Below are 22,528 nucleotides of genomic sequence, written 5' to 3'. Positions count from 1 at the left end.
GTGGGGCTCACCGGCCCGACGCCGTCAGGACGACCTCGTCGGTCTCCGGCTCGCCCCAGGCCAGCTCCCGCAGCAGCGCGAGCACGCCCTCCTCCGGGTCGATCAGCTCGATGCCGCGGCGCGCGTACTCCCGGCCCAGCTCAGGGCCGACCATGCCGCCGTGCGCCCCGGCCGGCGCCCACGGGCCCCAGTGCACGGTGACGGTACGGCTGCCGGTGTCGGCGCGCCAGAGGCGGCCGAGGCGGGCGAGTGCGTCGTTGGCGGCGGCGTAGTCGGCCTGGCCGCGGTTGCCGTACACCGCCGCGACGGAGCCGAACATGACGGTGAAGGCGGGCAGTTGGGGAAGTCGCCGGAGAGCCGAGAGCAGCGCGCGGGCGCCGTCCACCTTGGTGCCGTAGACCCGTTCGAAGGAGACGGGGTCCTTCTCGGCGAGCAGCCGGTCCTCGATCACTCCGGCGGCGTGTACGACCCCGTCGATCCGGCCGTACGTCGCGTACGTCTCCTTGACCGCCTGCTGCACGGCCTCCGCGTCCCGCAGGTCGAGTGCCCGGTATCTGGCCCGGCCGCCCGCGTCGTGTACCTCGGCCAGGGTCGCGGCGATCTCGCGGCGGGCCAGGACGCGGCCCGCTTCGCGCTCGATCTCGGCGGTGCTCAGACCGCCCCGGGCGGCGAGCGCTGCACGCAGCGCGGGCAGGTCGGTGGCGTGGGCCAGCTCGTGGTGCCCGCCCGTGCCGTCGTCGAGCGGCGTACGCCCGATCAGTTCGACCCGGCAGCGTGCGGCGGCGGCAAGGGCGAGGGTGAACCGGGCTGTGATGCCGCGTGCGCCGCCCGCGAGGACGACGACCGACTCCGGGCCGAGCCCGAGTGCCGCGGCTGCGGCGGCGCCGGAGGAGGCGGGCCCGGTGCCGGAGGAGACGGGCGGGCCCAGAGGGCTCTCGTACGGTACCGGGGCGCGGCGGACGCCGCGGGTGCGCAGCACGACGGGCTCCCGGTCGGGCGCCAGCAGTTCCCCGACGAGTGCCTCGGCCTGCTCGGTGGCGGGCTCGTCGGGGTCGAGCTCCACGGTGCGGACCACGGTGTCGAGGTATTCGCGGGCCGCGGTGCGCACGAAGCCGTCGATGCCGCTGGTGTCGTCGGGGAGGCGGGGGCAGAGCAGCCGGCGCGGGCCGCGCAGCAGCAGTTCCTGGAGCACGGTGAGCTTGGCGGGCAGCAGTTGCTGTTCCGCACCCGCGAGAGCGCCCAGGTGCAGCACTCCGTCGACCGGGCCGGTGTGCCCGGCGAGCTGTGCGGTGTCCGGGCCGCCACGGGCGGCGAGCGCGCCGAGTGCGGTGAGCCGGGTGACGAGTGCCCGTGCGAGTGGCGTGTCGTCCGCGACGATCAGGAACCGCTTCCCGCGCAGCTGTGCCGCGCCTTCGGCGCCGGGCACGGGCGCCGGGTCGAGCGGGGCGGGCCGCAGCAGATAGCGGTGGGGAGCCTGGCCGGTGAGCGGGTCGGGGGACTCCTCGGCGACGGGGGCCGAGGTGGCGAGGGCGGGTGCCGGGTCCGGGTCGGCGAGCGCCTTCGCGCGGGCCCGCAGCCAGTCGGCGATCCCGGCGGCGGTGCGCTCCCGGGTCAGCTCCTCCAGGTCCGCGTCCGGCAACGACCGCAGATCCGCACCCGAGCCCAGCAGCCGCCGTCCCAGCTCCCCGGCGATCTCCGTCCGCTTGATCGAATCCACACTCAGATCCGCCTCCAGATCCGACTCCGCCCCCACCATCTCCACCGGATATCCCGTACGTTCAGCGATCACCGCCAGCACCTCGGCCAGCACATCCACCCCCACCGGAGCGGGAGCGGGGGCCGGAGCCGCAGCGAGAGGGGCCGGAGCCGGGGCCGGAAGGGGTTCGGGGGTCGGCGGAGCCGCCTGCGGCGCGGGCGGAGCCCCGAAGTAGCCGAGGAGCACGTCCCGTTGTGCGGCCAGCATCTCCCGGCTGTTGCGCAGGAACTCCCGGAGCAGTTCTTCCCGTTCGCCCATCGTCGTCGCCTCACTGGTCCGCTCTCCGGCCCGCGGGATGCCCGAGATGCGCCGGGCCGGGCGCAGCGCTCCCGGCACCGGCCGGCCGTCCGCCGTGCGTACGAGGTGGCCGTCGACCGTCCAGCCGGGCCGCTCCGGCACGGCGGCCGGGTCGGCGAGTGCCGTGTCGCGTCCGCTGAAGAGCCGTGCGGGCGCCACCGGGACACCGGCCGCGGCGAGCCGGGCCAGGGCCTCGAGGTGGCCGCGCAGGCCCGCGTCGGGGCGGGGTTCGAACGGGACGGCGACATGCGGCCGGTCGCCGAGGATCTGGCCGACCAGACCGGTGAGCACGGTGCCGGGCCCGCACTCGACGAAGATCCGCGCCCCGGCGTCGTACATCGCCTCGATCTGCTCGGCGAAACGGACGGGGGCGGCGATCTGCTCGGCGAGGCCGGCCCGTATCCGGGCGGGGTCCCCGGCATAGCGGGTGCCGGTGAGATTGGCCCAGACCGGGAACTCGGGGCCGCGCACGGTGTACGCCGTCAGGATCTCGGCGAAGCGGGAAACGGCCCCGGCGACCAGCGGGCTGTGGAAGGCGCAGGCGACGGGCAGCGGGCGGACGGCGAACCCGGCGGCGGTGAGCGCGTCGACGGCTTCGGCGACGGCGTCCCTCGGGCCCGAGAGCACGCTCTGTGCCGGCGCGTTGTGGTTGGCGACGACGACCCGCTCGGCCAGGCCTGCCCCGGCGAGCACCCGGGTCACCTGCTCGGCGGAGGCCACGGCGGCGGCCATGGTGCCGGGATCGGACCCCTGTGCGCCGATCGCGGCGAGGATCGCCTCGGCCCGCTCCCGGCTGAGGTCACCGAGCGTGTCGGGGTCGAGGGCGCCCGCGGCGCAGAGCGCGACGAGTTCGCCGTAGGAGTGCCCTGCCGCCATGTCGGGGCGGACACCGACCGCGGTGAGGGTGTCGTACGCGGCGAGGCCGACCGCCCCGAGCGCGGGCTGGGCGTGGCGGGTGTCGGTGAGCCGGGCGGCCTGTGCGGCGCGTTCGGCGGCGTCGAAGGCGGCGGGCGGGAAGAGGGCGGCGGCCGGGGCGTGGTACAGGTGGCGGCCGAGTTCGGGGAAGGCGGTGAACAGCTCGGCGAACATGCCGGGGCGCTGGCTGCCCTGGCCGGGAAAGAGGAACGCCACCTTGCCACCGTCGTTGCTTTCGCCACCGTCGTTGCCGTTGCCGTCGGCCGCCCCGGCGGGGGCGCCTTTGGCCGGGAACACTCCGCTTCTCCCGGGTGTGCCGTCGAGTAGGTCCCGTATCAGGTGCGGGAGTTCGGTGACGGACTCGGCGACCACGGCACCGAGGAGCGGGCCCGGACCGGTCTCCGCGCGCTGTGCGGCGGTACGCGCCAGGTCCCGCAGCCGCCAGTGGCCGCTCGCCGCGAGGCCGGCGAGCTCCTCGGCCGCTGCGTGGGTGCGGAAGACGAACAGCTCGGCGGGCCAAACGTCGTGGCTCTGGCGAGGCGGCGCTCCGGCGTCGGCGTGGGCCCGCAGCACCACGTGGAAGTTGGTGCCGCCGAATCCGAAGGCGCTCACCCCGGCGACACGGCGAGCGGCGGGCTCGGCCCAGGGCCGGGCCTCGCTGTGGAAGACGAACGGGCTGTCGGGGCCGGTCCAGACGGGGTTGGGCACGTCGATATGCAGGGTGGGCGGGCGCACCCCGGTATGCAGGGCGAGCGCGGTCTTGATCAGTCCGGCGAGACCGGCGGCGCACTTGGTGTGCCCGATCTGGGACTTGACGGAGCCCACGACGCAGCTGCCGGGCGCGGCCCCGGCCTCCTCGAACAGCCGGGTGAGCGTGCTGAGTTCGGTGCGGTCACCGACGACGGTGCCGGTGCCGTGGGCCTCGATCAGGCCGACCTCGGCGGGCGAGACGCGGGCCTGCGCGTAGGCGCGTTCCAGGGCGGCGCGCTGGCCCTCGGGGCGGGGCGCGGTCAGGCCGAGGGAGCGGCCGTCGCTGGCGCTGCCGACGCCCTCGATGACGGCGTAGATCCGGTCGCCGTCCCGCTCGGCGTCGGCGCGGCGCTTGAGTACGAGACAGGCGACGCCCTCGCCGAGTGCGATGCCGTCGGCGGCCGCGTCGAAAGTGCGGCAGCGGCCGGTGGGCGACAGCGCGTGCGCGGAGGAGAAGAGCAGGTAGTCGTTGATGCCGTTGTGCAGGTCGGCGCCGCCGCACAGGGCCACGTCGGCGGCACCGCAGGCCAGTTCCTTGCAGGCGGCGTCGACGGCGGCCAGGGAGGAGGCGCAGGCGGCGTCGACGGTGTAGTTGGCGCCGCCGAGGTCGAGCCGGTTGGCGATCCGGCCGGCGATGACGTTGGCGAGCATGCCGGGGAAGGAGTCCTCGGTGAGCTTCGGGAGCTGCTCCTCCAGGTCCTCGGGAAGGCGGCCGACGTACGAGGGCAGGACGCTCCGCAGCGTCGCGGCGCCGGAGATGTCGCTGCCCGCCTCGGCACCGAAGACGACGCAGGTGCGCTCGCGCGGGAAGGCCCGGCGGTCGAGCCCGGCGTCGGCGAGCGCCCGCCTGGCCGCCTCCAGGGCGAGGAGCTGGACGGGTTCGATGGCGGCCAGGGAGGCGGGCGGGATTCCGTAGGCCAGCGGGTCGAAGGGGATCGGAGGCAGGAAACCGCCCCACTTGGACGCGGACACGTCGTCCGCCTCGGCGTCCGCGCCGAAGTGCAGCGCGGGATCCCAGCGGGTGTCCGGGACCTCGGTGATCGCGTCGGCGCCGGCGAGCACCTGGGCCCAGTAGGCGGGCAGGTCGGCGGCGCCGGGGAACATGCCGGCCATGCCGACGACGGCGATGTCGAGCGGTTCGGGAGCGGGGGCCGGGTTCCGCGCGGGTACCGTACCGCCCGCGTCGCGGACGTCAGCGGCGAGTTCGGCGGTGCGGCGCCCGTAGAAGCCGGCGGCCCCGTCGGTGACCGCGTGGTGCAGGGCGGCGACGGTGGTGACGGCGGAGCGGAGCACGGCGACCTCGCCGGCCATGAACATGCCCGCTTCGCGCTGGCGCTCCTCGTCGACGTCGAGGAGCTCGTCGCCGACCCGCTCGACGCCCTTGCTGGCGATGCGCAGGCGGCCGACGTTGAGCCGCTCCAGCTCCTGCCAGACCTGCCGCTCGGGTATCCCCTGAGTCCGCAGCTCGTCCTTGACCTCCTGGTACGTGTCGCTGAACGCGCTGGGCAGGCAGCGGGTGGTGTGGCCGGGCGCGGTGTGCAGGAGCGCGGTCGACCTGGCGTCCAAGGCCGCGCGCTGGAACAGCGGCCGGATGGCGCCGCAGTCGACGGCCTCCTCGGTGAAGAGGTAGCCGGTGCCCATCAGAACGCCGACGGTGGCACCGCGGGTGGTGAGCGGGGCGGCGAGCGCGGCGACCATGGCGGCGGAGCGCTCGTCGTGGATGCCGCCCGCGAACAGCACCTGTACGTCCTGTGGGTCGGCGGCGTCACCGCCATCGGCGTGACCGTCGTCGGCCGCCGCGTCGAGGAAGTCCTCCAGGACGGCCAGTTGCGCCTCCCAGAGCGGGAAGCTGTTGCGCGGCCCGATGTGCCCGCCGCACTCGGCGCCCTCGAAGACGAAGCGCCGGACGCCGGCCGCCAGGAACTGGCCGAGCAGCCCGGGCGACGGCACGTGCAGAAAGGTACGGATGCCCTCGGCCTCCAGAGCGGCCGCCTGGGAGGGACGGCCGCCCGCGATGACGGCGTGGCTGGGGCGCAGCTCACGGATGGCCTCCAGTTGGGCGGTGCGTGTCTCTTCCGGAACGAAGCCGAGGATGCCGACGCCCCAGGAGCGGTCGCCGAGCGCGGACTTGGTCTGCTCGAGCAGGGTGCGGGTCTGCTCGGGCCCGGCCAGGGCGAGCGCGACGAACGGCAGTCCGCCGCCGTCCGCGACGGCCGCCGCGAACCGCGCCTGGTCGCTGACCCGGGTCATCGGGCCCTGGACGACCGGCAGCGCGGTGCCGAGCGCCCGGCACATCGGCGAGCCGCCGCGCAGCACGGCGCCGTCGTCCGCCACGGCGGCGTCGATGCCCTCCGTGACGGCGGCGAGGGCGCGGTCCACGGTGCCGTACCGCTCGGCGAACCGGGCGGCGAGAAAGGCGTCCTGGCCCAGCGGCAGGGGCCGGTCGCGCAGGACGGCCGGGAGGCCGGGGCGGCTCCGGTCGAGCACCCGGCGGCCGTCGACGACGACGGTCTCGGTGCCGTCGGCGGCGCGCAGCAGACCGGCGGCCGCGGGGGCCGTACCGGCCTCGTCGAGCAGTGCGAGCTGGATGTCCAGTACGACTCCACGGGCGCCCGCGAGCACGGCGGCGGCCGCGGTGTGCGGCCCGATGCCGCCGCAGGCCCACACCGGCAGGTCGGCCGGCAGGGCGCCGAGGATGCGCTGGAGCAGCACGAAGGTGGAGTGTTCGCCGCAGGGGCCGCCGGACTCCTCGCCGCGCACGACGAGCCCGGTGGCACCGTCGGCCACGGCCCGGACGGCCTCGTCGGTGCCGCGGACCTCGGCAAGTACGGCGGGGTCCGCGGCGGCGGCGCGGGCGGCGGCCCGGACCCCGGCGACGGTCCAGGGCGCGTCGGGGGCGAGGAGCACGGTGCACGGTCCGGCTGCGGCCGGGTCCGCGGTGCGACGCGTTCCGGCGGGCGCCGGGGCCCACAGCTCTCCGGGGCACAGCGCACAGTCGGCGGGGACCCGCACGCCGTGGCGGCCGGGGGCCCACTGCCGCACGAGGGTCAGGGCCTCGCGGGCGGCGCGGGCGCCCGGGCCGAGGTCGAGGACACCGGACCCACCGGCCCGGCAGACGGCGGCGACGAGGCGGGGGTCCGGTGCACCCAGCGGGCTGACGCCGATAACGGTGTGCGTCATGGGGGGAGGCTCCTCTGTGCGATCGAGGGGGGTCTGCGATCGGGACGAGCAGATTCGGCGCACGCCGCGCGCCTTTGGCGCTGACGGTCTGTCAGATACTAATGGGTAGTCAGATATCTGGCTGCACCTCCGACACCGATCAGTGAACAAGAACCGCAACGAGCCGGACCGGGTCGCCGCAGAGCTCGGCCATGTCGTTGATGTCGGAAATCAGCATGACCACCGGCCGGGACCGCACGCCTGTCCGCGCGGCCTCTAGCCTTGATCCACCGATCAATAGCCGGTCCAGAGCCTGGACATGAGGGTGCGGATGCCCTCTGACCTGGGATGATGGGACTTCTTCAAGGTTCCATGTCCACAGATCGAGAGAACACCCGCGAGAGACCACGGACCCCCGCCGGGGCCGTGTCCGGTCCGCCCCCCTGCCTGCCGCCGTCCTGTTCGCGTTCGCGGCAGGCACGGATGACCGTGGGGGCCCGTGCCTGCCACGCTTCCGCTGGGTTGCATCCGCTGGGGTTACAGCGGGCAGGTGATCTGGAAGAAGACCGTGTTGGGGTCGTTGGGGGTTGGGCAGAGGAACTGGTCGTAGCGGGTGTCGTTGTCGACGAAGCGCTTCAGCCAGGAGACGCTGTACTGGGCGATCGTGGTGTTCGGGTCGGTGAAGGTGAAGTGGTCGGTGTCCTTGAGCACGATGAGTGACTTGTCGGGGGCGTTGGCCAGCCCGTTGTAGAAGGGCAGGGCGAAGTCGTCGACGGAGGCGACGGTGTCACCGTCGGCGCCGAAGATCATGGTGGGGACCGTGATCTGGCTGGAGACGTCGTTGAGGTCCCAGGGTGCCAGCGGGATGGCCGCCTTGAGCGACGGGGTGTTCGCCGCGCTCTGCAGCGAGCCGCCGCCGCCCATCGACCAGCCCATCACGGCCAGCCGGTCGGGGTCGATCCGGTTCTTCACCGTGCTCTGGGCCGTCAGATAGGTGAGTGCGGCGAGTTGCTGTTTACTGCGGTCTGTGGGGAAGTCCCACAGCGCATTGGTGTCCAGGGTCATCACCACGAAGCCCTGGGAAGCCAGCCGGGGTCCGTACCAGGCGATGTCCGACTGCGAGGCGAGGAAGCCGGGCATGATGACGATGGCACCGAAGGTGCCCTCGCTGGTGTCGGTGGGGTAGTAGATGGTGCCGTTGTTGAAGCCCTGGCCGCTGCCTGCCGGCACGGTGACCGAGTCGATGTCGAAGGGACCGGTTTCGGCGGTGATGCTCTCCAGGGTCGGGGCCGGGCCGCGCTCGTAGGGGTTGTGGGAATCAGCCTGGGCGGGGGTGGCGAGGGCGGTCGCCATGACGACCGCGACGATCGCCATGAGTGCTCGGAACGGGAGCAGTTTCACGGAAGTCCTCTCGGCCGGGCTGTCAGTTGGTGTAGATGGCGGGAGAGCCGCTGACGCTGCTGTCGACCACGGGGGCGTAGGTGGCGGTGAAGTAGCCGTTGGCTGTGCACAGCGCCGAGCCGGAGACCTTGGTGAACTCCTGGTTGGTGAAGGTCAGACTGTTGTCGCTGTTGGAGCTCACCGCGGAGAGGCTGGGCGCCTGGTAGACACAGGTGATGGAGCCCAGCAGAGTGGAGAGCGCCACCGTGGTCTGGATCGCCCTGCCCGGGGCCGCGGTCACCGTGACGGTGCCGTCGGAGGAGGCGGCTGTGCTGTAGGGCAGGTCATCGACGGTGATGCTCTGCACCCCGAGGACGCCGAAGGTGTTGCTGGTGCAGCCTTTGAAGGTCTGGGAGGTCGCGGACTCGGTGGCGGTGCCCGGGGCGGCGGGGTTCGCCGTCACCGTGGCGGAGAGTGTCGATTCGGTGCAGGTGATGCCGGAGGTGCCGTCGCTGCTGGTGGCGAGGGTGGCGTTGGTGCCGCTCGCCAACGACGCGGTGAGTACGTCGCCGACGGAGACGGCGTTGCCGTCGGCACTGCCGTAGGTGAGCACGGCAGTGTCCGCCGAGGCGGCGGTGGCCGGGAGGATGGCCAGGGCCGTCGAGGCGGCCGTGGCGACCAGGGTGGAAAGGGCGTATCTGCGCATGCGGGTTCCTCTTCTACTTGCATGGGTGGTGAGCAGGGCCGGGCCGCTGCCCCCGGGGGAGTGGGGCAGCGGCCCGCGCATCGCCGTTCCCGGGTGAGATGGAACGGCCGGACCGGCCCGGTCGCTGACTTGGCGTCAGAGACTCGGTGCACTTGTTGCGGCCTTGCAGGGTGCGTGACACTGACGGCCCCGGCTGCTCTACGACCGCGGGCCGCACGAGAAGAAAACCTGTGAGAGTTGTAAACCTGACGGGTATTCAAGTCAAGGCGCGCGCACAAGAAGGCGCGCGCAAGTTCGAGGAAGGATGCGGAATGGCAGCAGGCTCGTCGGCGCGGCCTCCGCTGGTGCTGCCCGGTACCCGCGCGGGACGCGATCCGGAGCGTTCCCTGCGGCGTGGACCGCGCCGCACCCCGCCCGAGGTGGTCGCCGCCAACCAGCGCGACCGGCTCCTGGACGGCTTCGTCCGCACCGTCGCCCAGGTCGGCTACGCCCGCACCCGGGTCAGCGACATCTGCCAGGCGGCAGGCGTGACCAGGCCGGTCTTCTACGAGCTGTTCAAGGGCAAGGAGGATGCCTTCCTCGCTGCCCACCAGTACGGCACCTCCCTGGTCTTCAGCGCCATGGAGGAGGCCCACGCCCAGGCCTCCGACTGGCCGGGCCGGGTGCGCGCCGGGCTCGGCGCGCTGCTCGACATCCTCGCCAACGCGCCCGAATTCGCCGCCATGGCCATCGTGGAGATCGACGCGGTCGGCCCGGCCGGGCGGGAGGCACGCGAGGAGCTGCTGGCCCGCTTCCGGGACTTCTTCACCGACCTGCACGAGGTCGAACTTCCCATCCCGACCGAGGAGTTGGTCGACATGGTGATCGGCGGGGTGTACTCCGCGATCTACCGGCGGATCGCCGCCGACCGAACCGCCGAGCTGCCCGGCCTGCTGCCCGGCCTGGCCTTCTCCGTACTGGCCCCCTTCCTCGGCCCGGAACGCGCCGCCGCCGACCTCGCCGACCCGGCGCCCTCCGCTAACCCCGTCCCAGCCTGCCTGGCCCCGGAGACCTGATTCCGAATACAGCGGAAAATCGCGTCATCGCCCCGGAACGGTCCACTCCCGTCGCACGTGCAAGCTGTGACACGCGTCCACCGGAGCGATGACGTACCAGCCATCCCAAGGCCCCGCACCCAATGAGCGACTCCTCACCGCATGTTGGATGGCCACGTCGGCCTGGTACAAGGCCCGATTGCGTGCGAACTGATCGCCGTGCAGCAAGACGGCCTGCTCAGCCCTGGCCGCGGCCCTGTCGTCCTGGTCGAGGTCTGCCCGCGCGAGGGCTTCGAGCCCGGCCGGTTCGGCGGGCGTGTAGAACTCCAGCCAGTCAGGATCGGCGTCGCTCGGCCCCTTGGCGTACAGGCGGTGAGCACGCACGATCGCTTGATCTGTGGCGCTCGCGTCGCCCATCAGCGCCCAGCCACCGGCCTCCCGCATCGCGAACAACGAGAGCATCCGCGCCGAGCCGTACGACTTCACCGCTGTCTGCGCGCCCTGGGCTGCGGAGATCGCCTCACGGGGACGGCCTGATGCCTTGACCAGGAGCGAGAGGCAGCCAAAGGCGTGCCCCTCAAAGGGCCCGGGTCGTGGGCGATCCGGGCGGCGGCCAACGCCTCGTTGTAGAGGCTGCGGGCGTCGGCGGGGCGGCCGGAGTCGTAGGACAGCCACCCGGCCGCGATCGACAGATGGCCGGTCGCCGACCGCAGCCGCCTGCCGGTCCGCTCCGTGAACACCCGCGTGTTCAACCACTGATAGGCGGTGTGCAGCGCCTGGGAGGCACTGCGGCGAAGAACGACGGAGCCGTAGTCATGGTCGTGCGCGTAGATCTTGCTGACGGCTTGGTCGACGGCGCGGACGTCGCTGACTCCGATCCGGCGCGGTGGCTTGTCCGTGGCAGGCTCGATCAGGATGAGGGACAAGGCAGCACCCGTGCCGTCCATCACGAAGGCTCGGCGGTCCACCGCTTGCTCCTGTTCCGGCCCGTTCGCTACAGCTGCCGACGCGACCTGCCGCGCCGGGCTGCTGAGGTGGAATCCCAACTCATCCATGGTGCGCCCGGTCAGCCGCGTGAGGATACGCCGGTACACCGGGCGCGGAAGCGAGACGTCCCCGTCCTCCCACGCCGCCACCAGGCGCGGAGCGCAGGCAACCGCCTCGCCCATCTCCTCGCTCGTCTTCACGATGAGCTTCGCGAACTCCTGGCGGGACATCTGCAACTCGTTCTCGCGCACCGCGCGCAACGAGGCGTTGGGGTCCTTGCGGCGGTCAGCCATATCGGCTCCGGGCAGCATCCGACGTGACGGGAGAGGTTACGGGGGACCGTACCGCCCCTACCTTGTTCGTGCCCCGGCCTTGGCAGAGAGCACCCACCAACGCCCGGTTCTTTCATCGCTCTTACATCGCTCCGGCGTCGCAGCCGCCCCCGCGATGCTGCTTGCCTGGACCGTGACGTGACGACTCCATCTCGACGCAGCCTTCGGGCACGTCAGCCGACCCGCGGAGGCCATCGCATGACCCCGGACACCACACCCGCTCTCCGGCCCGTCCAGCCACAGACCGACTTCCTCGTCGAGCCCAGACCGGATCTGGGGCTGACGGCCGTACCGTGGCTCCTGGCCGCTGCTGACGATCCGCAACGGGCCCGCAGGGAGTGGGACAGGGGCGGGATCGCGCTGCTCCGGTGTGGCGTCCGCTTTACCGCGGTCCGCTTCACCGCTGGCCTCGTTCAGGCCGCCGCCGACAGCGACGACCTGCGGGGCATCGACGCCTACCTCGGTCAGGTACTGCCCGGCGGGCCGGCGTTCGCCGACACCCGGTGGGGCCTGTACTACGCCCTCGTACCGGCGGGCACCGACCGCCTCCCGCCTTGGAGCTACCACAGTGAGGACGCGGAACGCCTCGGCCCGAACGCCTACCTCGGCGTACCCGACCCCACGCACACCGACCCTGGCGTCGGCGGCCTGTGCTTGCTGATCACTGTCGCCTCGTTCGGTTTCCTCTTCCCCGGCTTGAGCGCCGTGGGCCAGAGCCGCGGCCGGACCGCCCCAGGCACGATGTCAGCACTGCTGGGCGTAGCCCAGTTCTCCTTCGGCGCCGCAGCCTCCCCCCTCATCGGCCTCTTCGGCACTCGCAGCGCCACCCCCATGGCGGTGGTGATGAGCACCTTCCTGGCGCTAATGGCCATCGGGGCGATCATCTGCCGACAGCAGGACAGAACAACTACCAGTCGGTGATCTTGACTCGCCTCGATGCCCCGATTACCCCGAGCGGGCTGCCGAGATGACCGGCAGGTGACATCACTTCTCGGCTCTGGCACAGATCTTGGGGAGCGGTTGCGGAGCGTCATCGGGCAGGTCGCTCCGCGTCTGTGATCACACTTGTTCTTGGTAGACCTTGAGTTCCTTGGGATGGAAGTTGCGGATGATTGTCCAGAATTCCTGACGGCCAAGGCCGTCGAGTTCGTTGTCCGTGTCGTGGAAGAACCAGGACACGAAGTGCTCCAGGGACCGAAGTTGGGGGACGGGCTCGTATCGAAGTTCGCAGTGGAGCTGGATGTAATGATCATGCTCGCCGGAAGCGTCGTTGATCTCGAACTGCCGGACAAGGTCCAGCGTGAAAACGGGCGGCCCTTCGAAAGCGTGAGTCCCGTACTGGAAGAGAAGGCCATCAGCGTCGGGCGTGTTCGCGGTATCGAAGCGTTGGGAGCCGAAGCGTACGAACCTGAGCCACACCTCGTCCAAGTCCAGTTCGGCGAAGGGCTGCTGTCCAGAGCTCAGCTCATGTTGAAGTCGCTCCTGGGCCCGGTCTACGGGCAGTCTCCTCGACATCCCTGTCCTTTGTAGTCTCGACGGAATCTCTGGCCTTGCGGCGATCTTCTCAGCCCGCCACACTCGCTGGCGTGATCAGGATTGGCCGCAGAGCCTGGGGCGAGACGCTATTGGAGCAGGATCATCTTGCGTAGTAGTTCGAAGCCGGCACGGCCGTAGAGCTGCCTCTTGATCTTCTTGATGCGGTTCACGGCGCCTTCCGTGCCGCCGGAGCTCCAGTGCAGGGTGAGGCCGGCTGTCACCGCGTTGAGGTCTCGGAGCAGGTGGAGGGCGAAGTTGGTCAGGCCGGGCAGTTGGCTCGTGTCGACGGCGGAGATCCATGCGGGGAGTGTGGGACCCAGCCGGTGAGCCAGGATCTCGCCGAAACCGCGGACATGTTCGGCCGCAATATCCAGTTCAGGACAGCGAGCCAAGGCGTCCTTCAACGCGGCGCGCTCGTCCTCGCTCAGGGTTGAGGGGTGACGGGTGAGCCAGCCGGTGACCCGCCGCACGGTCGGCGGCGGGGGCGGTGCCTGCGGCGGTGTGGCGCACAGGGTGGCAATGTAGGCACGGACCATCTGATAGGTGACGGGCGCGTTCTCAGCGATCAGCTCGCGATGCAGGCGGGTGACGTTCGTGCATCCCGCAGCGAACCGACGCTCCAGATAGGGCTTGTAGGGGTCCAGACGACTGGGCCGGGGACGGTTCTCCCGGAGGGTGTCCTGCCAGGTGGGAGCACGTGCGTAGCGCAGCACGGTGTTGAGTCCCCAGCCCAGATGCCGGGCGATCGCCCGGCGGGAGTGCCCCCGAGCGAGCAGCTCGTGGACCAGGGCGTGCGCGGCCTTCTTGCGCTGGGCTCGCCTGCCATCAAGGTCCGGTCCGCCGCGCACCGAGTCGCTGGTCGACGCCTTATCGTCCGTTCGTCTTGATGGTGTTGGTCCGTTCAGGCATTCGCGGTGGGCGGCGACACACGTTTCCACGGCTCGGCCGATGCCCTGCCACAGGTGGAACCGGTCGGCGACCTGTATCGCGGCGAGAGCGCCGAGCCGAGCGCCCTCGGCATAGGCCCCGCCCGGTCCCGGCAGATGATCTCCACGCCCGGATGAGTAGCCAGCCAGGCCGCCAGCGGTCCGGAGTCGCGCGTCGGAAGCACGTCCACCACGCGATGGGTCTCTCCGCAGGTCAAGACGGTGGAGTAGGTCTGCCCACGGCGGGTGGCGAAGTCGTCCACGCCCAGCACTCGCGGCGTGCTGGGCTGCGGGTCGGGTAGCGCCATGACCCTGCGCAGCAGGGTCATCCGTCCCACCGGGAAGCTAAGTTGGGCGGTCAGCCGGGCGCCGGCTCGTCCGGAGAGTGCGAGCCCGACGCGCTCCAGGACGTGGCCCAGCCGCGTGGTGAAGCGCGCGTACGGGGCGGTCAACTGAGCGAACGGCTCGGCGAAGGTGCGACGCGGGCAGTTGTCCGTGCTGCAGATGAAGCGCCGGACCGTCAGATGGATCACGACACTCTGTTCAGCGAGCGGCAGATCCTTCAGTCTGCGCTGGTAGGAGTCGTGCACTCGGTTCGAGGAGCGGCCGCAGTCCGGACATGCTGCCTCGGGTGCCCGGCCTCTGGCCGTGACGTCGACCGTGCCGAAGGCGGCGGTCACCGCTTCGACGTTCACGTCGTCGATTCCGTCGAACGCGAGCGAGTCCCAGAACGTTGCGCTGGCCTGCATGACCAGCACCGTCACCGCTCGCCGTGGTTGCCAGAGAGGCCGAGTGCGGAGCTGACGGAGCGCCACTCCCTGCTGCAGGGCGGGAAGGCGCACGCCGTCTCACGCGAATCTGGGTCCTTGTATTCGAACGCCGCGGTGACGCTCCGCGACCGCTCCCCAAGATCTGTGCCAGAGCCCATTTTTCGTGAACATCCGTTGGCCCGCTGATCACCAACTGCTGTTCAATCCGATCGACAAACGCTGCCGCCGAACGTGAACGAAGCCAGGCAGCACACCGTCGTGCCCGGCGAAACTGTGATCGCCCAGCTCATTCGGACGCTCGCCGAGGAGGTCCAGACCCTCAACGAGAAGGTCGCCGAGGTCGACCGGCTCATCGAGGCCGGGTTCCGGACGCACGAGCTCGCCGAGAACGTGGCCAGCCTGCCCGGCATCGGTCCGCTGCTGGGTGGCGAGTTCCTCGCCACGATCGGCAACGACCTCTCGGACTTCGCCAGTCCGGACGGGCTCGCGGCCTTCGCCGGCCTGGCTCCGGCACCGCACGATTCCGGGAAGCGGAACGGCAACCTGCACCGGCCGCGCCACTACCACCGGGGTCTCCAGCGCCTCTTCTACATGTCCGCCCTGATGAGCGTGCGCTACGACCCAACTCCCGGACGTATTACGACCGTAAGGGCGCCGTGGGCGAACGCCACTCTCAGGCGGTAATCGCCCCCGCCCGGCGCAGAGTCGACGTCTTGTGGGCCCTGATCCGGGACGGCCGCTTCTGCGAAGTCGTCGCGTCTCAGCCCACCGGTTGGTCCGGGTGATCGTCCGACCGCCACAACCAGCGCAGGGCGTCGGGAAGCAGGACGCCGCCGTGGTTGGGGCTGTGGCCGCCATCGCCCAGGACGAGGCGGAAGTCGTAGCCGGCTTCCGCGAGCGCGGCCGCGACGAGCAGGTTGTGGGCGAGCCAGTTTGCCTCGGGCTCGTTCCAGCGCAGGTCACGATGGCCCGCTTGCATGAAGACGCGCAGCGGCTTGCGAGGGACGCCGGGGATGAGTTCGGGGTATGGGTTGCCGCCTGGCATCTGCGTGAAGCTGGACAAGTACCCGATCACCCGGCGGAATTTGTCCGGGCGCAGCCACGCTGCGGTAAAGGCGCAGTTCCCGCCGCTACTGCCACCGCAGATGCCCCAGCGGTCCGGGTCCTCGGCGATCGAGTAGTGCTTCGTGACCTCAGGGATGATCTCTGTCAGGAGGAAACTGACGTACCGATCGTCGTAGGCGTCGTACTCGGTGTTGCGGTTCTTCGGATCCTCGTCATCTGGGAAGACACCCGGGTCGACGAACACGCCGATGGTGACCGGGATGTCACCGCGGTGGACGAGATTGTCCAGAACGATTGCGCCGCGGACCTCCCCTTCAGGGTCCAGGTACCACCATCCGTCCTGGAACACCATCAGCGACGCCGGCTCCGACGGGTTGTACCGCGCGGGCACATGCACCCAGAACTTCCGTGACGTTCCCGGGTAGATCTCGCTGTCGCTCCAGTCGAACTCGATCGTCTCGCCGACGGGTACGCCTGGCCGCACGGCGGAGTCGGGGCCATGGGCATAGCGCACGTCTGACTGATGAATCGGAAGCGGCTGGTAGGGCACCTCGATCGTCACGCGGGCCAACCTAGGAGAGATCACGAACGGCCTCAACGGGGTTATGACTGGCCCCACGCGGCTTGACTTCTCCATTGGGAGGCTGCCAGGCCGTGGCGGGCAAGAACTGTGTCATCGACGCCCACACCGGTACAGGCGCTGAGTCGAGGCCCCCACTGCGAGCGGATCGAGCCCACCCTCGCGGAACGCAGGGCCAAGACGGAGCGCCGGCGCCGGGGCCGTATGACACCGCCTGCACGGACTGCGCTAGGTGTACCCGGTCATGACTTTGGTGACAGTCGGCTGATTGGTGGCTGGCCGCCGAGCGCGGTGTGTCGGCGGCCAGTGTTGTAGAACTGCAGCCAGGGTGCGAGTGCGTCGGCGCGTTCGGTGTTGCTGGCAAAGACCTGGTGGTAGGCCCATTCGGCCTGCAGGGTGCGGTTGAAGCGTTCGACCTTGCCGTTGGTCCATGGGCAGTGGGGCCGGGTGAACTTCTGCTGTGCGCCCAGGGTTTGGCAGGCGTCGCGGAAGGAGCCGGAGGTGCGGTAGTTGCGGGCGTTGTCGGTCATCACGCGCTCGATGCGGGCGATGCCGTGGCCGGCGAAGAACGCGGCCGCGCGGGTGAGGAACGCGGCGCAGGTGACGCCTTTCTCGTCGGCCAGGATTTCGGCGTAGGCCAGGCGGGAGTGGTCGTCCACGGCGGCGTGCACGTAGTCGTAGCCGATGCCGCGGCCGCGGACGTCCTCGCTGCGGCCGTGGGCGCGCCAGCCGCCGCCGTCGGGGATTTTGCCGAGCTTCTTCACGTCCACGTGGACCAGGCCGCCTGGCTGGTTGTACTCGTAGCGTGCGGCGCTTTTGCGCACCGCCCGGATGACCTGCCCGGTGAGCGGGTCGCAGGCTGCCAGGGGCGGCATGTGGTGGCGGCGCAGGATCCGGGTCACGGTCCGGGCCGGAACCCCGGTGGCCTCGCTGATCTGCTCGGGTCCCCGGCGCAGGCGTCGGCGGGCCTGAAGAACACGCTCCTCGACCTCGGCCGGCGTGCGTGTGGGGCAGGTGCGGGGGCGGCTGGAGCGATCGTGCAGCCCCGGCCAGCCCTCGACCCGATAGCGATTGACCCAGCGGTGAGCACACTGCCGGGAGACTCCCAGTTCCTTGGCGACGTGCGCGACCGGGCGCCGGTCGAAGACAACGCGACGCACCAGCAGGCATCTGCCGTGAAAGGTCAGCCGGGCATTAGCGTGGGCCACCAGGACCTCCGAGGTGAGTGAAGACGGCAATCTCCACTACGCCCGGAGGTCCCTCCATGATCAACAACCGGTAGCGGGCGTGTCACCAACCTCCCGGCCGAGTACAGCTAGGCCGCCGGGCGCGCGCTGCACCTCACCGAGCGGCGGCGTTCATCGCTCGCGTTCCGAGCGCGCACAGGAGGCCGGCCGGTAGTCCGCTTGGCCGCTGCAACGGAGCTCCGTCCGCGCCTGTTACCCGTCGCAATGCCCGGCCCGCGGAAGGGTGCGACATCGCGCTGATGGCGATATTCGAAAGTGGCTCTGTCCGCGCTTCCGTGAACGGCCAGGTGTCGGCAGGGTGGCCAGGATCGATTGTCATAGGGGCGTGGCAGAGTGCGCGGTCATGGACATTGACACGTTCTGGGACGTCATCGAAGCCGCTCGGGCCGGGGCAGCCGAAGCAGGCGAGCTGCTTGACGAGGTTCTCGTCAGGCAGCTCGCGGATAGACCGCGGCAGGAGATCCTGGAGTATGCGGAACGCTTCGACGAACTGCATGACGCCCTGTACCGGTGGGACGTGTGGGCGGCGGCTTACCTCATCGGGGGTGGGTGCTCCGACGACAGTTTCATCGACTTCCGCGCTGGTGTGATCGCTTTGGGCCGTGAGTGGTATCAGCGCGTGGCCACTGGCCCCGACAACCTCGCTGCGCACCCTGATGTGATCCAGGCGGCCAACGTCCGGGACCGTTCCGAGGTGCTGTTCTACGAGGACGTGAACTATGCAGCCAGCGGGGCGTTCGAACGGATCACGGGTGATGCGGATGCCTTCTACGAAGCCTGGCAGATCTTCCGAGGGGCTGATGCAGAGAGCGGCGACGCGGTTGATATGGGCGAGGATTTCGACTTCGACGACGACAAGGAGATGAGCCGTCGGCTTCCCCGTCTGGCCGCCCTGTTCCTTGGCACAAACCGCTGAGAGAGTCCCCCCGCGGCTCCGTGATGCTCATGGCTGGGTGAGGATGCGGGTCCGGAGGAGTTCGAACGAGGCCCGGCCATACATCGCTCTCTTGAGCGTTTTGACCCGGTTCACGTGCCCTTTGACCACGCCAGAACTCCACGGCGGGGTGAGCCCGGCGATGACGGCGTCGAGGTCCTGACGGAGGAACCCGGCGAAGCCCTGCATCGGCTTCGGCGCGTCCTGCTCGGCCTGGCGGATCCACTCCAGCAGCAGGTATCCACGCCGGTGACGTACCAGGTCGGCGAAGGCGCGGGCAAGGTCGCAGGCCCGGCTGATGTCCGAGCAGGCGAGCCGGACCTGAAGGAGCCGCTGGTCCTGGCTCTCGGTCAGAGTCTCGCGTGGGCGCATGATCCAGGAGGTGATCTTGCGAGGGCTGGGTATGTCGGCCCGGACCGGTTCGGCTGTGCCCGCCCGCAGGGCGGCGAGGTGCTTGCGAACGACCTGGCGGCTGCCCCGGTAGCCGCGTTCGTGGATCTCGTGGAACAGGCGGGTCCCGCTGACCTGGCCCTGGGTCTTGATGAAGCGAGCGTTGAGGTATGCCTTGAACGGCTCCAGCACCCCGTTGGGGCGGCGATCGCGGGCGGAGACGAGCAGTTGGTCGAGGTCGGTGTCGCGGAAGCGGCGTACGGTCTTGCGGTCCAGGTTCAGCCGCCGGGCGATCGCGCTGATCGTCCAGCCCTCGTCCACCAAGCGGTGGACGTCCTCATAGCGGTGACGGGTCCGCTCGATGATCTGGGTGCGGGGCAGTTCCGGCACCGGCAGTTTCATCGAGACCGGTTCCGGCACCGTCAGCTCCGGCTCTTGTCCGGGGTGTTTGCGCAGGCAGTCGCGGTGCTGGTGACAGGTCTTCTCCACCGCGGCGGACAGGTTCTGCAGCAAATGCCAGCGATCAGCGACTTCCAGGGCGCCAGGGGCGGCCTCCTTGATCGCCTTGGTGTAGGCGGTGGCCCGGTCACGGCAGATGATCTCCGCGCCGGGATGGTCCTGTAGCCAGGCCGCGAACGTCTCCGAGGAGCGGTCGGGCAGCACGTCCACGACCCGGCCGGCCTCGGCGTCGACCAGCACGGTGCCATAGGTGCAGCCCTTACGGAACGCGAACTCGTCCACCCCCAGCACCCGCGGAGCACGGTCTGGCACCGCCGGCGCCTTCAGTAACCTGAGCAGCCGGGTCCGGCCCGCGGCCAGCCGCAGGCGGCGGCACAGTCGCGCGGCCGGACGGCCGCCGAGTTCCACCGCGATCGACCGCAGCCAGCCCGTCAGCCCGACGCTCGAGCGGCGGTGCCGCTCGGTCAGCCCGCCGACCTGCTCGACAAACGTCTTTCGAGAACAGCTCCTGCGGTCGCAGAAGAACCGCCGTACCCGCAGCCGGACGATGACCCGGCGGGGACCCAACGGCCGTTCCTGCAGGGTGCGTTGGTAGGTGCTGTGCATGCGTCGGTTGCGTCCATGGAGATGGTGTACGGGTTCGACCTGATCCGGGGGTTTGCTCCGGCGTCGGGATGATGCCCGCATAGATGAACGGCCACCGGCTGATCTTCGAGGTGTCGAAGCCCGAAGGAGATCAGCACGATGACCGCACCTGACAGTCTGCCCCTGCACGCCCTTGCCGAGGACAACCTCGCCGCGGCGAGTCCCGATCTGCTGCGCGCGATGATCAAGACATTCGCCGACGCGCTCATGTCCGCGGAGGCAGACGCGCTCTGCAATGCCGAATACGGGCAGGTCAGCGACGAGAGAGTCAATCACCGCAACGGATATCGCTCGCGTGAGTGGGACACGAGGGCCGGCACCGTCGAACTCGCCATCCCCAAGCTCAGGAGCGGGAGTTACTTCCCGCACTGGCTTCTCGAACGACGTCGCCGGGCCGAACAGGCCCTCATCTCGGTGGTCGCCACCGCCTACCTGCTGGGGGTGTCCACCCGCCGTGTCGAGAAGCTCGCCGAGTCGCTCGGCGTCACCCAGCTGTCCAAGTCGCAGGTCTCAGCGATGGCCCGGCACCTCGACGAGCAGGTCGCCGCCTTCCGCAACCGGCCCCTGGACCAGGGCCCTTACGCGTTCGTCTGGGTCGATGCGCTGACCCAGAAGGTCCGTGAGGGCGGCCGGATCATCAGCGTCCACGCCCTGATCGCTGTCGGCGTCAACGCGGACGGTCACCGCGAGATCCTCGGCATCGATGTCGCCACCGCCGAGGACGGCGCCGGCTGGCTGGCCTTCCTGCGCTCGCTGATCGCTCGCGGCCTGTCCGGCGTCCAGCTGGTCATCTCCGACGCCCACGCCGGCCTGGTCGACGCCATCGGCGCGGTCCTGCCCGGCTCATCGTGGCAGCGATGCCGCACGCATTACGCCCGCAACCTGCTCAGCCAGGTCCCGAAATCGGCCCAGCCCTGGGTGGCCACGCTGCTGCGGACCGTCTTCGAACAACCCGACACCGACGCCGTGAAGGCCCAGATGCAGCACGTCCTGGATGCGCTGGAGGCCAAGTTCCCCAAGGCCGCAGCCCACTTGGACACCGCCCAGCACGACCTGCTGGCCTTCACCGCGTTCCCGCGGGAGATCTGGCGGCAGATCTGGTCGAACAACCCGCAGGAACGGCTGAACAAGGAGATCCGCCGCCGCACCGACGTGGTCGGCATCTTCCCTGACCGCAGCGCCGTCATCCGCCTGGTCGGCGCCGTGCTGGCCGAGCAGAACGACGAGTGGACCGAAGCCCGCCGCTACATGGGACTTGACCTGCTGGCCAAGGCCCGCCTCCACCCGATCGAGTCAGAAACCGACGAGACCGTCCTCCCGACCGAACTCACCGCATAGCTTCAAAACGAGATCACCGAGTGGCCGTCAATACACCACTCCAGCGGACGTGACCCCGGCGATCCTGACGACCATTGAGGGCGTTCGCATGCGGCTGCGCTTGGCGGTGGAGCAGTAGCGGATGCAGTAATGAGGCGCCGCAACCCGTAGAGAACGGCACCGTCTGCTGGTGCCTTGACGTCCGCGGCGTCCTTCCCGGAAGCATTGCGGCCCTCCGTCAATGTGGAATTTTCGCGGCCTCAAGGAGAGTGAGTAACCCTGTCCGACCCGATCAAGAAGTTGCCGCCGAACACGAAGGGGCAGATCCGGTACCGGTTCGTAGTCGATATAGGCATCGACCCCACCACCGGGAAGCGCAAGCAGCTAACTCGTACATTCGGCACGTTGAAGGAAGCGAAGGCCGAGTATGCCCGCATCACCAACCGTCACCAGGAAGGGACGCTCGCACCGCCGAGAAGGGTGGATGCACTGGCTCTGAAGCACGGGCGCGTACGCGGTGGAGAGGCCGGCACCCCACTCGGAGTGACCAGCGTGGACATGAGCCTTGCTCGGCTGAAGGACGCTTTGAACCGAGCCGTGACGCGTCGGCTGGTGCCCATAAACGTCGCCCAGCACGTGACCATTCCGCGCAGAGCACGCAAGGAAGAGAGGAAGAACAAGCAGGAGGTGAAGCCCTGGAGCGTCCTGGAGGTTCGGACGTTCGTCCGTGGCGTCAGCGAAGAACGGCTCTACGCTCCACTCCTGCTGTCCCTCATGGGTCTACGTCCGGCTGAAGTCTGCGGACTCCGGTGGGAAGACGTCGACCTGGACAACGCCACGATCACCATAGCCAACACACGGACGATGATGGGCAATCGGTACGTGGTGGAGAAGGACACCAAGTCCGTGGCCGGTGAACGGGACCTTCCGTTGCCGGCTCCGGTGCTGGCTGCTCTCAAGTCGTTCAAGGCCCTCCAGGCCAAGGAGAAGCTGGCCCTGGGTGAGGCGTACGCAGAGTCCGGGTACGTCTTGGTGCACGAGACCGGAGCAGCCTTCACGATCAAGCAGCTCCGTCGACGCGCGTATCGGCTCATGGAGATCCTCGGTCTCCGCCGAGTCCGTCTCTACGACGCTCGTTCGTCGTGCTTCACGTTTCTGGCCAACAACGGCGTGCCAGATCACATCCTTGCGCGGTGGGCCGGACACACGAATGTGAAGACCACCAAGAAGTGGTATGTGAAGCCGGATGTCGAAGACCTTCGCGAAGCCGCCACAACGTGGGATGGCCTGCACGCTGCTGCGACGGAGGGGCAAGCGTGAGCCGGGCGGCCTACCGACCGAGC

The 22,528-nt window shown here is 70.0% G+C and carries 16 protein-coding genes and 1 pseudogene; 6 read left to right on the top strand and 11 right to left on the bottom strand.

Annotated features, from left to right (window positions below; genetic code table 11):
* Positions 1-7: 7 nt before the first annotated feature.
* The 3 genes from IM697_RS31300 to IM697_RS31290 all read right to left on the bottom strand — a co-directional run bounded on the left by IM697_RS31300 (position 8) and on the right by IM697_RS31290 (position 8,963).
* The gene (locus IM697_RS31300; RefSeq protein ID WP_194039446.1) at positions 8-6,898 is read right to left on the bottom strand and encodes a type I polyketide synthase; all 6,891 of its coding nucleotides are present in this window, start codon (positions 6,896-6,898) and stop codon (positions 8-10) included.
* A gap of 516 nt (positions 6,899-7,414) precedes the next feature.
* Positions 7,415-8,278, bottom strand: coding sequence for a poly(ethylene terephthalate) hydrolase family protein (locus IM697_RS31295; protein ID WP_228044250.1), 864 nt, complete (start codon positions 8,276-8,278; stop codon positions 7,415-7,417).
* 22 nt (positions 8,279-8,300) lie between these two features.
* Positions 8,301-8,963 (bottom strand): Tat pathway signal sequence domain protein, encoded by a 663-nt coding sequence (locus tag IM697_RS31290; protein WP_194039445.1) that lies wholly within the window; start codon positions 8,961-8,963, stop codon positions 8,301-8,303.
* Between the two features lie 311 nt (positions 8,964-9,274).
* Here IM697_RS31290 and IM697_RS31285 point away from each other — a divergent pair, with 311 nt between their 5' ends.
* Positions 9,275-10,018 (top strand): TetR/AcrR family transcriptional regulator, encoded by a 744-nt coding sequence (locus tag IM697_RS31285; protein WP_194039444.1) that lies wholly within the window; start codon positions 9,275-9,277, stop codon positions 10,016-10,018.
* Between the two features lie 24 nt (positions 10,019-10,042).
* Here the strand turns inward: IM697_RS31285 and IM697_RS45110 are convergent, their stop codons facing one another.
* Both IM697_RS45110 and IM697_RS31280 read right to left on the bottom strand, forming a co-directional pair.
* Positions 10,043-10,483, bottom strand: a complete 441-nt coding sequence (locus IM697_RS45110) for an NsdA family TPR-like regulatory protein (protein ID WP_228044249.1) — start codon at positions 10,481-10,483, stop codon at positions 10,043-10,045.
* Positions 10,480-11,277, bottom strand: a complete 798-nt coding sequence (locus IM697_RS31280) for an NsdA family TPR-like regulatory protein (protein ID WP_228044248.1) — start codon at positions 11,275-11,277, stop codon at positions 10,480-10,482. The genes IM697_RS45110 and IM697_RS31280 overlap by 4 nt, the downstream gene beginning before the upstream one ends.
* Before the next feature lie 237 nt (positions 11,278-11,514).
* Between IM697_RS31280 and IM697_RS31275 the strand changes: the two genes are divergently transcribed.
* A complete protein-coding gene (locus IM697_RS31275) occupies positions 11,515-12,237 on the top strand; it encodes an MFS transporter (protein WP_194039443.1) in 723 nt (240 codons plus the stop codon).
* Positions 12,238-12,375: 138 nt separating this feature from the next.
* On the opposite strand, the gene IM697_RS31270 is transcribed toward IM697_RS31275, so the two are convergent.
* The 3 genes from IM697_RS31270 to IM697_RS45100 form a co-directional block, all read right to left on the bottom strand.
* Complete coding sequence (locus IM697_RS31270; protein WP_194039442.1) at positions 12,376-12,831, bottom strand: hypothetical protein; 456 nt, start codon at positions 12,829-12,831, stop codon at positions 12,376-12,378.
* A gap of 107 nt (positions 12,832-12,938) precedes the next feature.
* Positions 12,939-13,700 carry a transposase gene (locus tag IM697_RS45105; RefSeq protein WP_228044247.1) on the bottom strand — a complete coding sequence of 254 codons (762 nt, stop codon included), beginning with the start codon at positions 13,698-13,700 and terminating at the stop codon, positions 12,939-12,941.
* A gap of 53 nt (positions 13,701-13,753) precedes the next feature.
* A complete protein-coding gene (locus IM697_RS45100) occupies positions 13,754-14,542 on the bottom strand; it encodes an ISL3 family transposase (RefSeq protein WP_228044246.1) in 789 nt (262 codons plus the stop codon).
* Positions 14,543-14,791: 249 nt separating this feature from the next.
* On the opposite strand from IM697_RS45100, the pseudogene IM697_RS31260 reads away from it, so the two are divergent.
* A pseudogene (locus IM697_RS31260) lies at positions 14,792-15,333 on the top strand (transposase); the annotation flags it as partial.
* Here the strand turns inward: IM697_RS31260 and IM697_RS31255 are convergent.
* The gene (locus IM697_RS31255) at positions 15,309-16,175 is read right to left on the bottom strand and encodes an alpha/beta hydrolase (RefSeq protein WP_194039440.1); all 867 of its coding nucleotides are present in this window, start codon (positions 16,173-16,175) and stop codon (positions 15,309-15,311) included. The pseudogene IM697_RS31260 and the gene IM697_RS31255 sit on opposite strands and share 25 nt — an antisense overlap.
* Positions 16,176-16,435: 260 nt before the next feature.
* Positions 16,436-17,401 carry an IS481 family transposase gene (locus tag IM697_RS31250; RefSeq protein ID WP_194049558.1) on the bottom strand — a complete coding sequence of 322 codons (966 nt, stop codon included), beginning with the start codon at positions 17,399-17,401 and terminating at the stop codon, positions 16,436-16,438.
* A gap of 382 nt (positions 17,402-17,783) precedes the next feature.
* Here IM697_RS31250 and IM697_RS31245 point away from each other — a divergent pair, with 382 nt between their 5' ends.
* The gene (locus IM697_RS31245; RefSeq protein ID WP_194039439.1) at positions 17,784-18,356 is read left to right on the top strand and encodes a DUF4240 domain-containing protein; all 573 of its coding nucleotides are present in this window, start codon (positions 17,784-17,786) and stop codon (positions 18,354-18,356) included.
* Between the two features lie 27 nt (positions 18,357-18,383).
* Here IM697_RS31245 and IM697_RS31240 read toward each other — a convergent pair whose 3' ends face one another.
* Positions 18,384-19,829, bottom strand: a complete 1,446-nt coding sequence (locus tag IM697_RS31240) for an ISL3 family transposase (RefSeq protein ID WP_194039438.1) — start codon at positions 19,827-19,829, stop codon at positions 18,384-18,386.
* Positions 19,830-19,967: 138 nt separating this feature from the next.
* Between IM697_RS31240 and IM697_RS31235 the strand changes: the two genes are divergently transcribed.
* Both IM697_RS31235 and IM697_RS31230 read left to right on the top strand, forming a co-directional pair.
* The gene (locus IM697_RS31235) at positions 19,968-21,206 is read left to right on the top strand and encodes an IS256 family transposase (protein WP_194039437.1); all 1,239 of its coding nucleotides are present in this window, start codon (positions 19,968-19,970) and stop codon (positions 21,204-21,206) included.
* Between the two features lie 279 nt (positions 21,207-21,485).
* A complete protein-coding gene (locus IM697_RS31230) occupies positions 21,486-22,505 on the top strand; it encodes a site-specific integrase (protein ID WP_228044245.1) in 1,020 nt (339 codons plus the stop codon).
* Positions 22,506-22,528: the final 23 nt, after the last annotated feature.

Origin of the sequence: Streptomyces ferrugineus (assembly GCF_015160855.1) — a bacterium.
In the GTDB taxonomy this organism is placed as follows: Bacteria; Actinomycetota; Actinomycetes; order Streptomycetales; family Streptomycetaceae; genus Streptomyces; species Streptomyces ferrugineus.
Note: the sequence above shows the minus strand (reverse complement) of the source record. Positions and strands in the feature narration are given on the sequence as shown.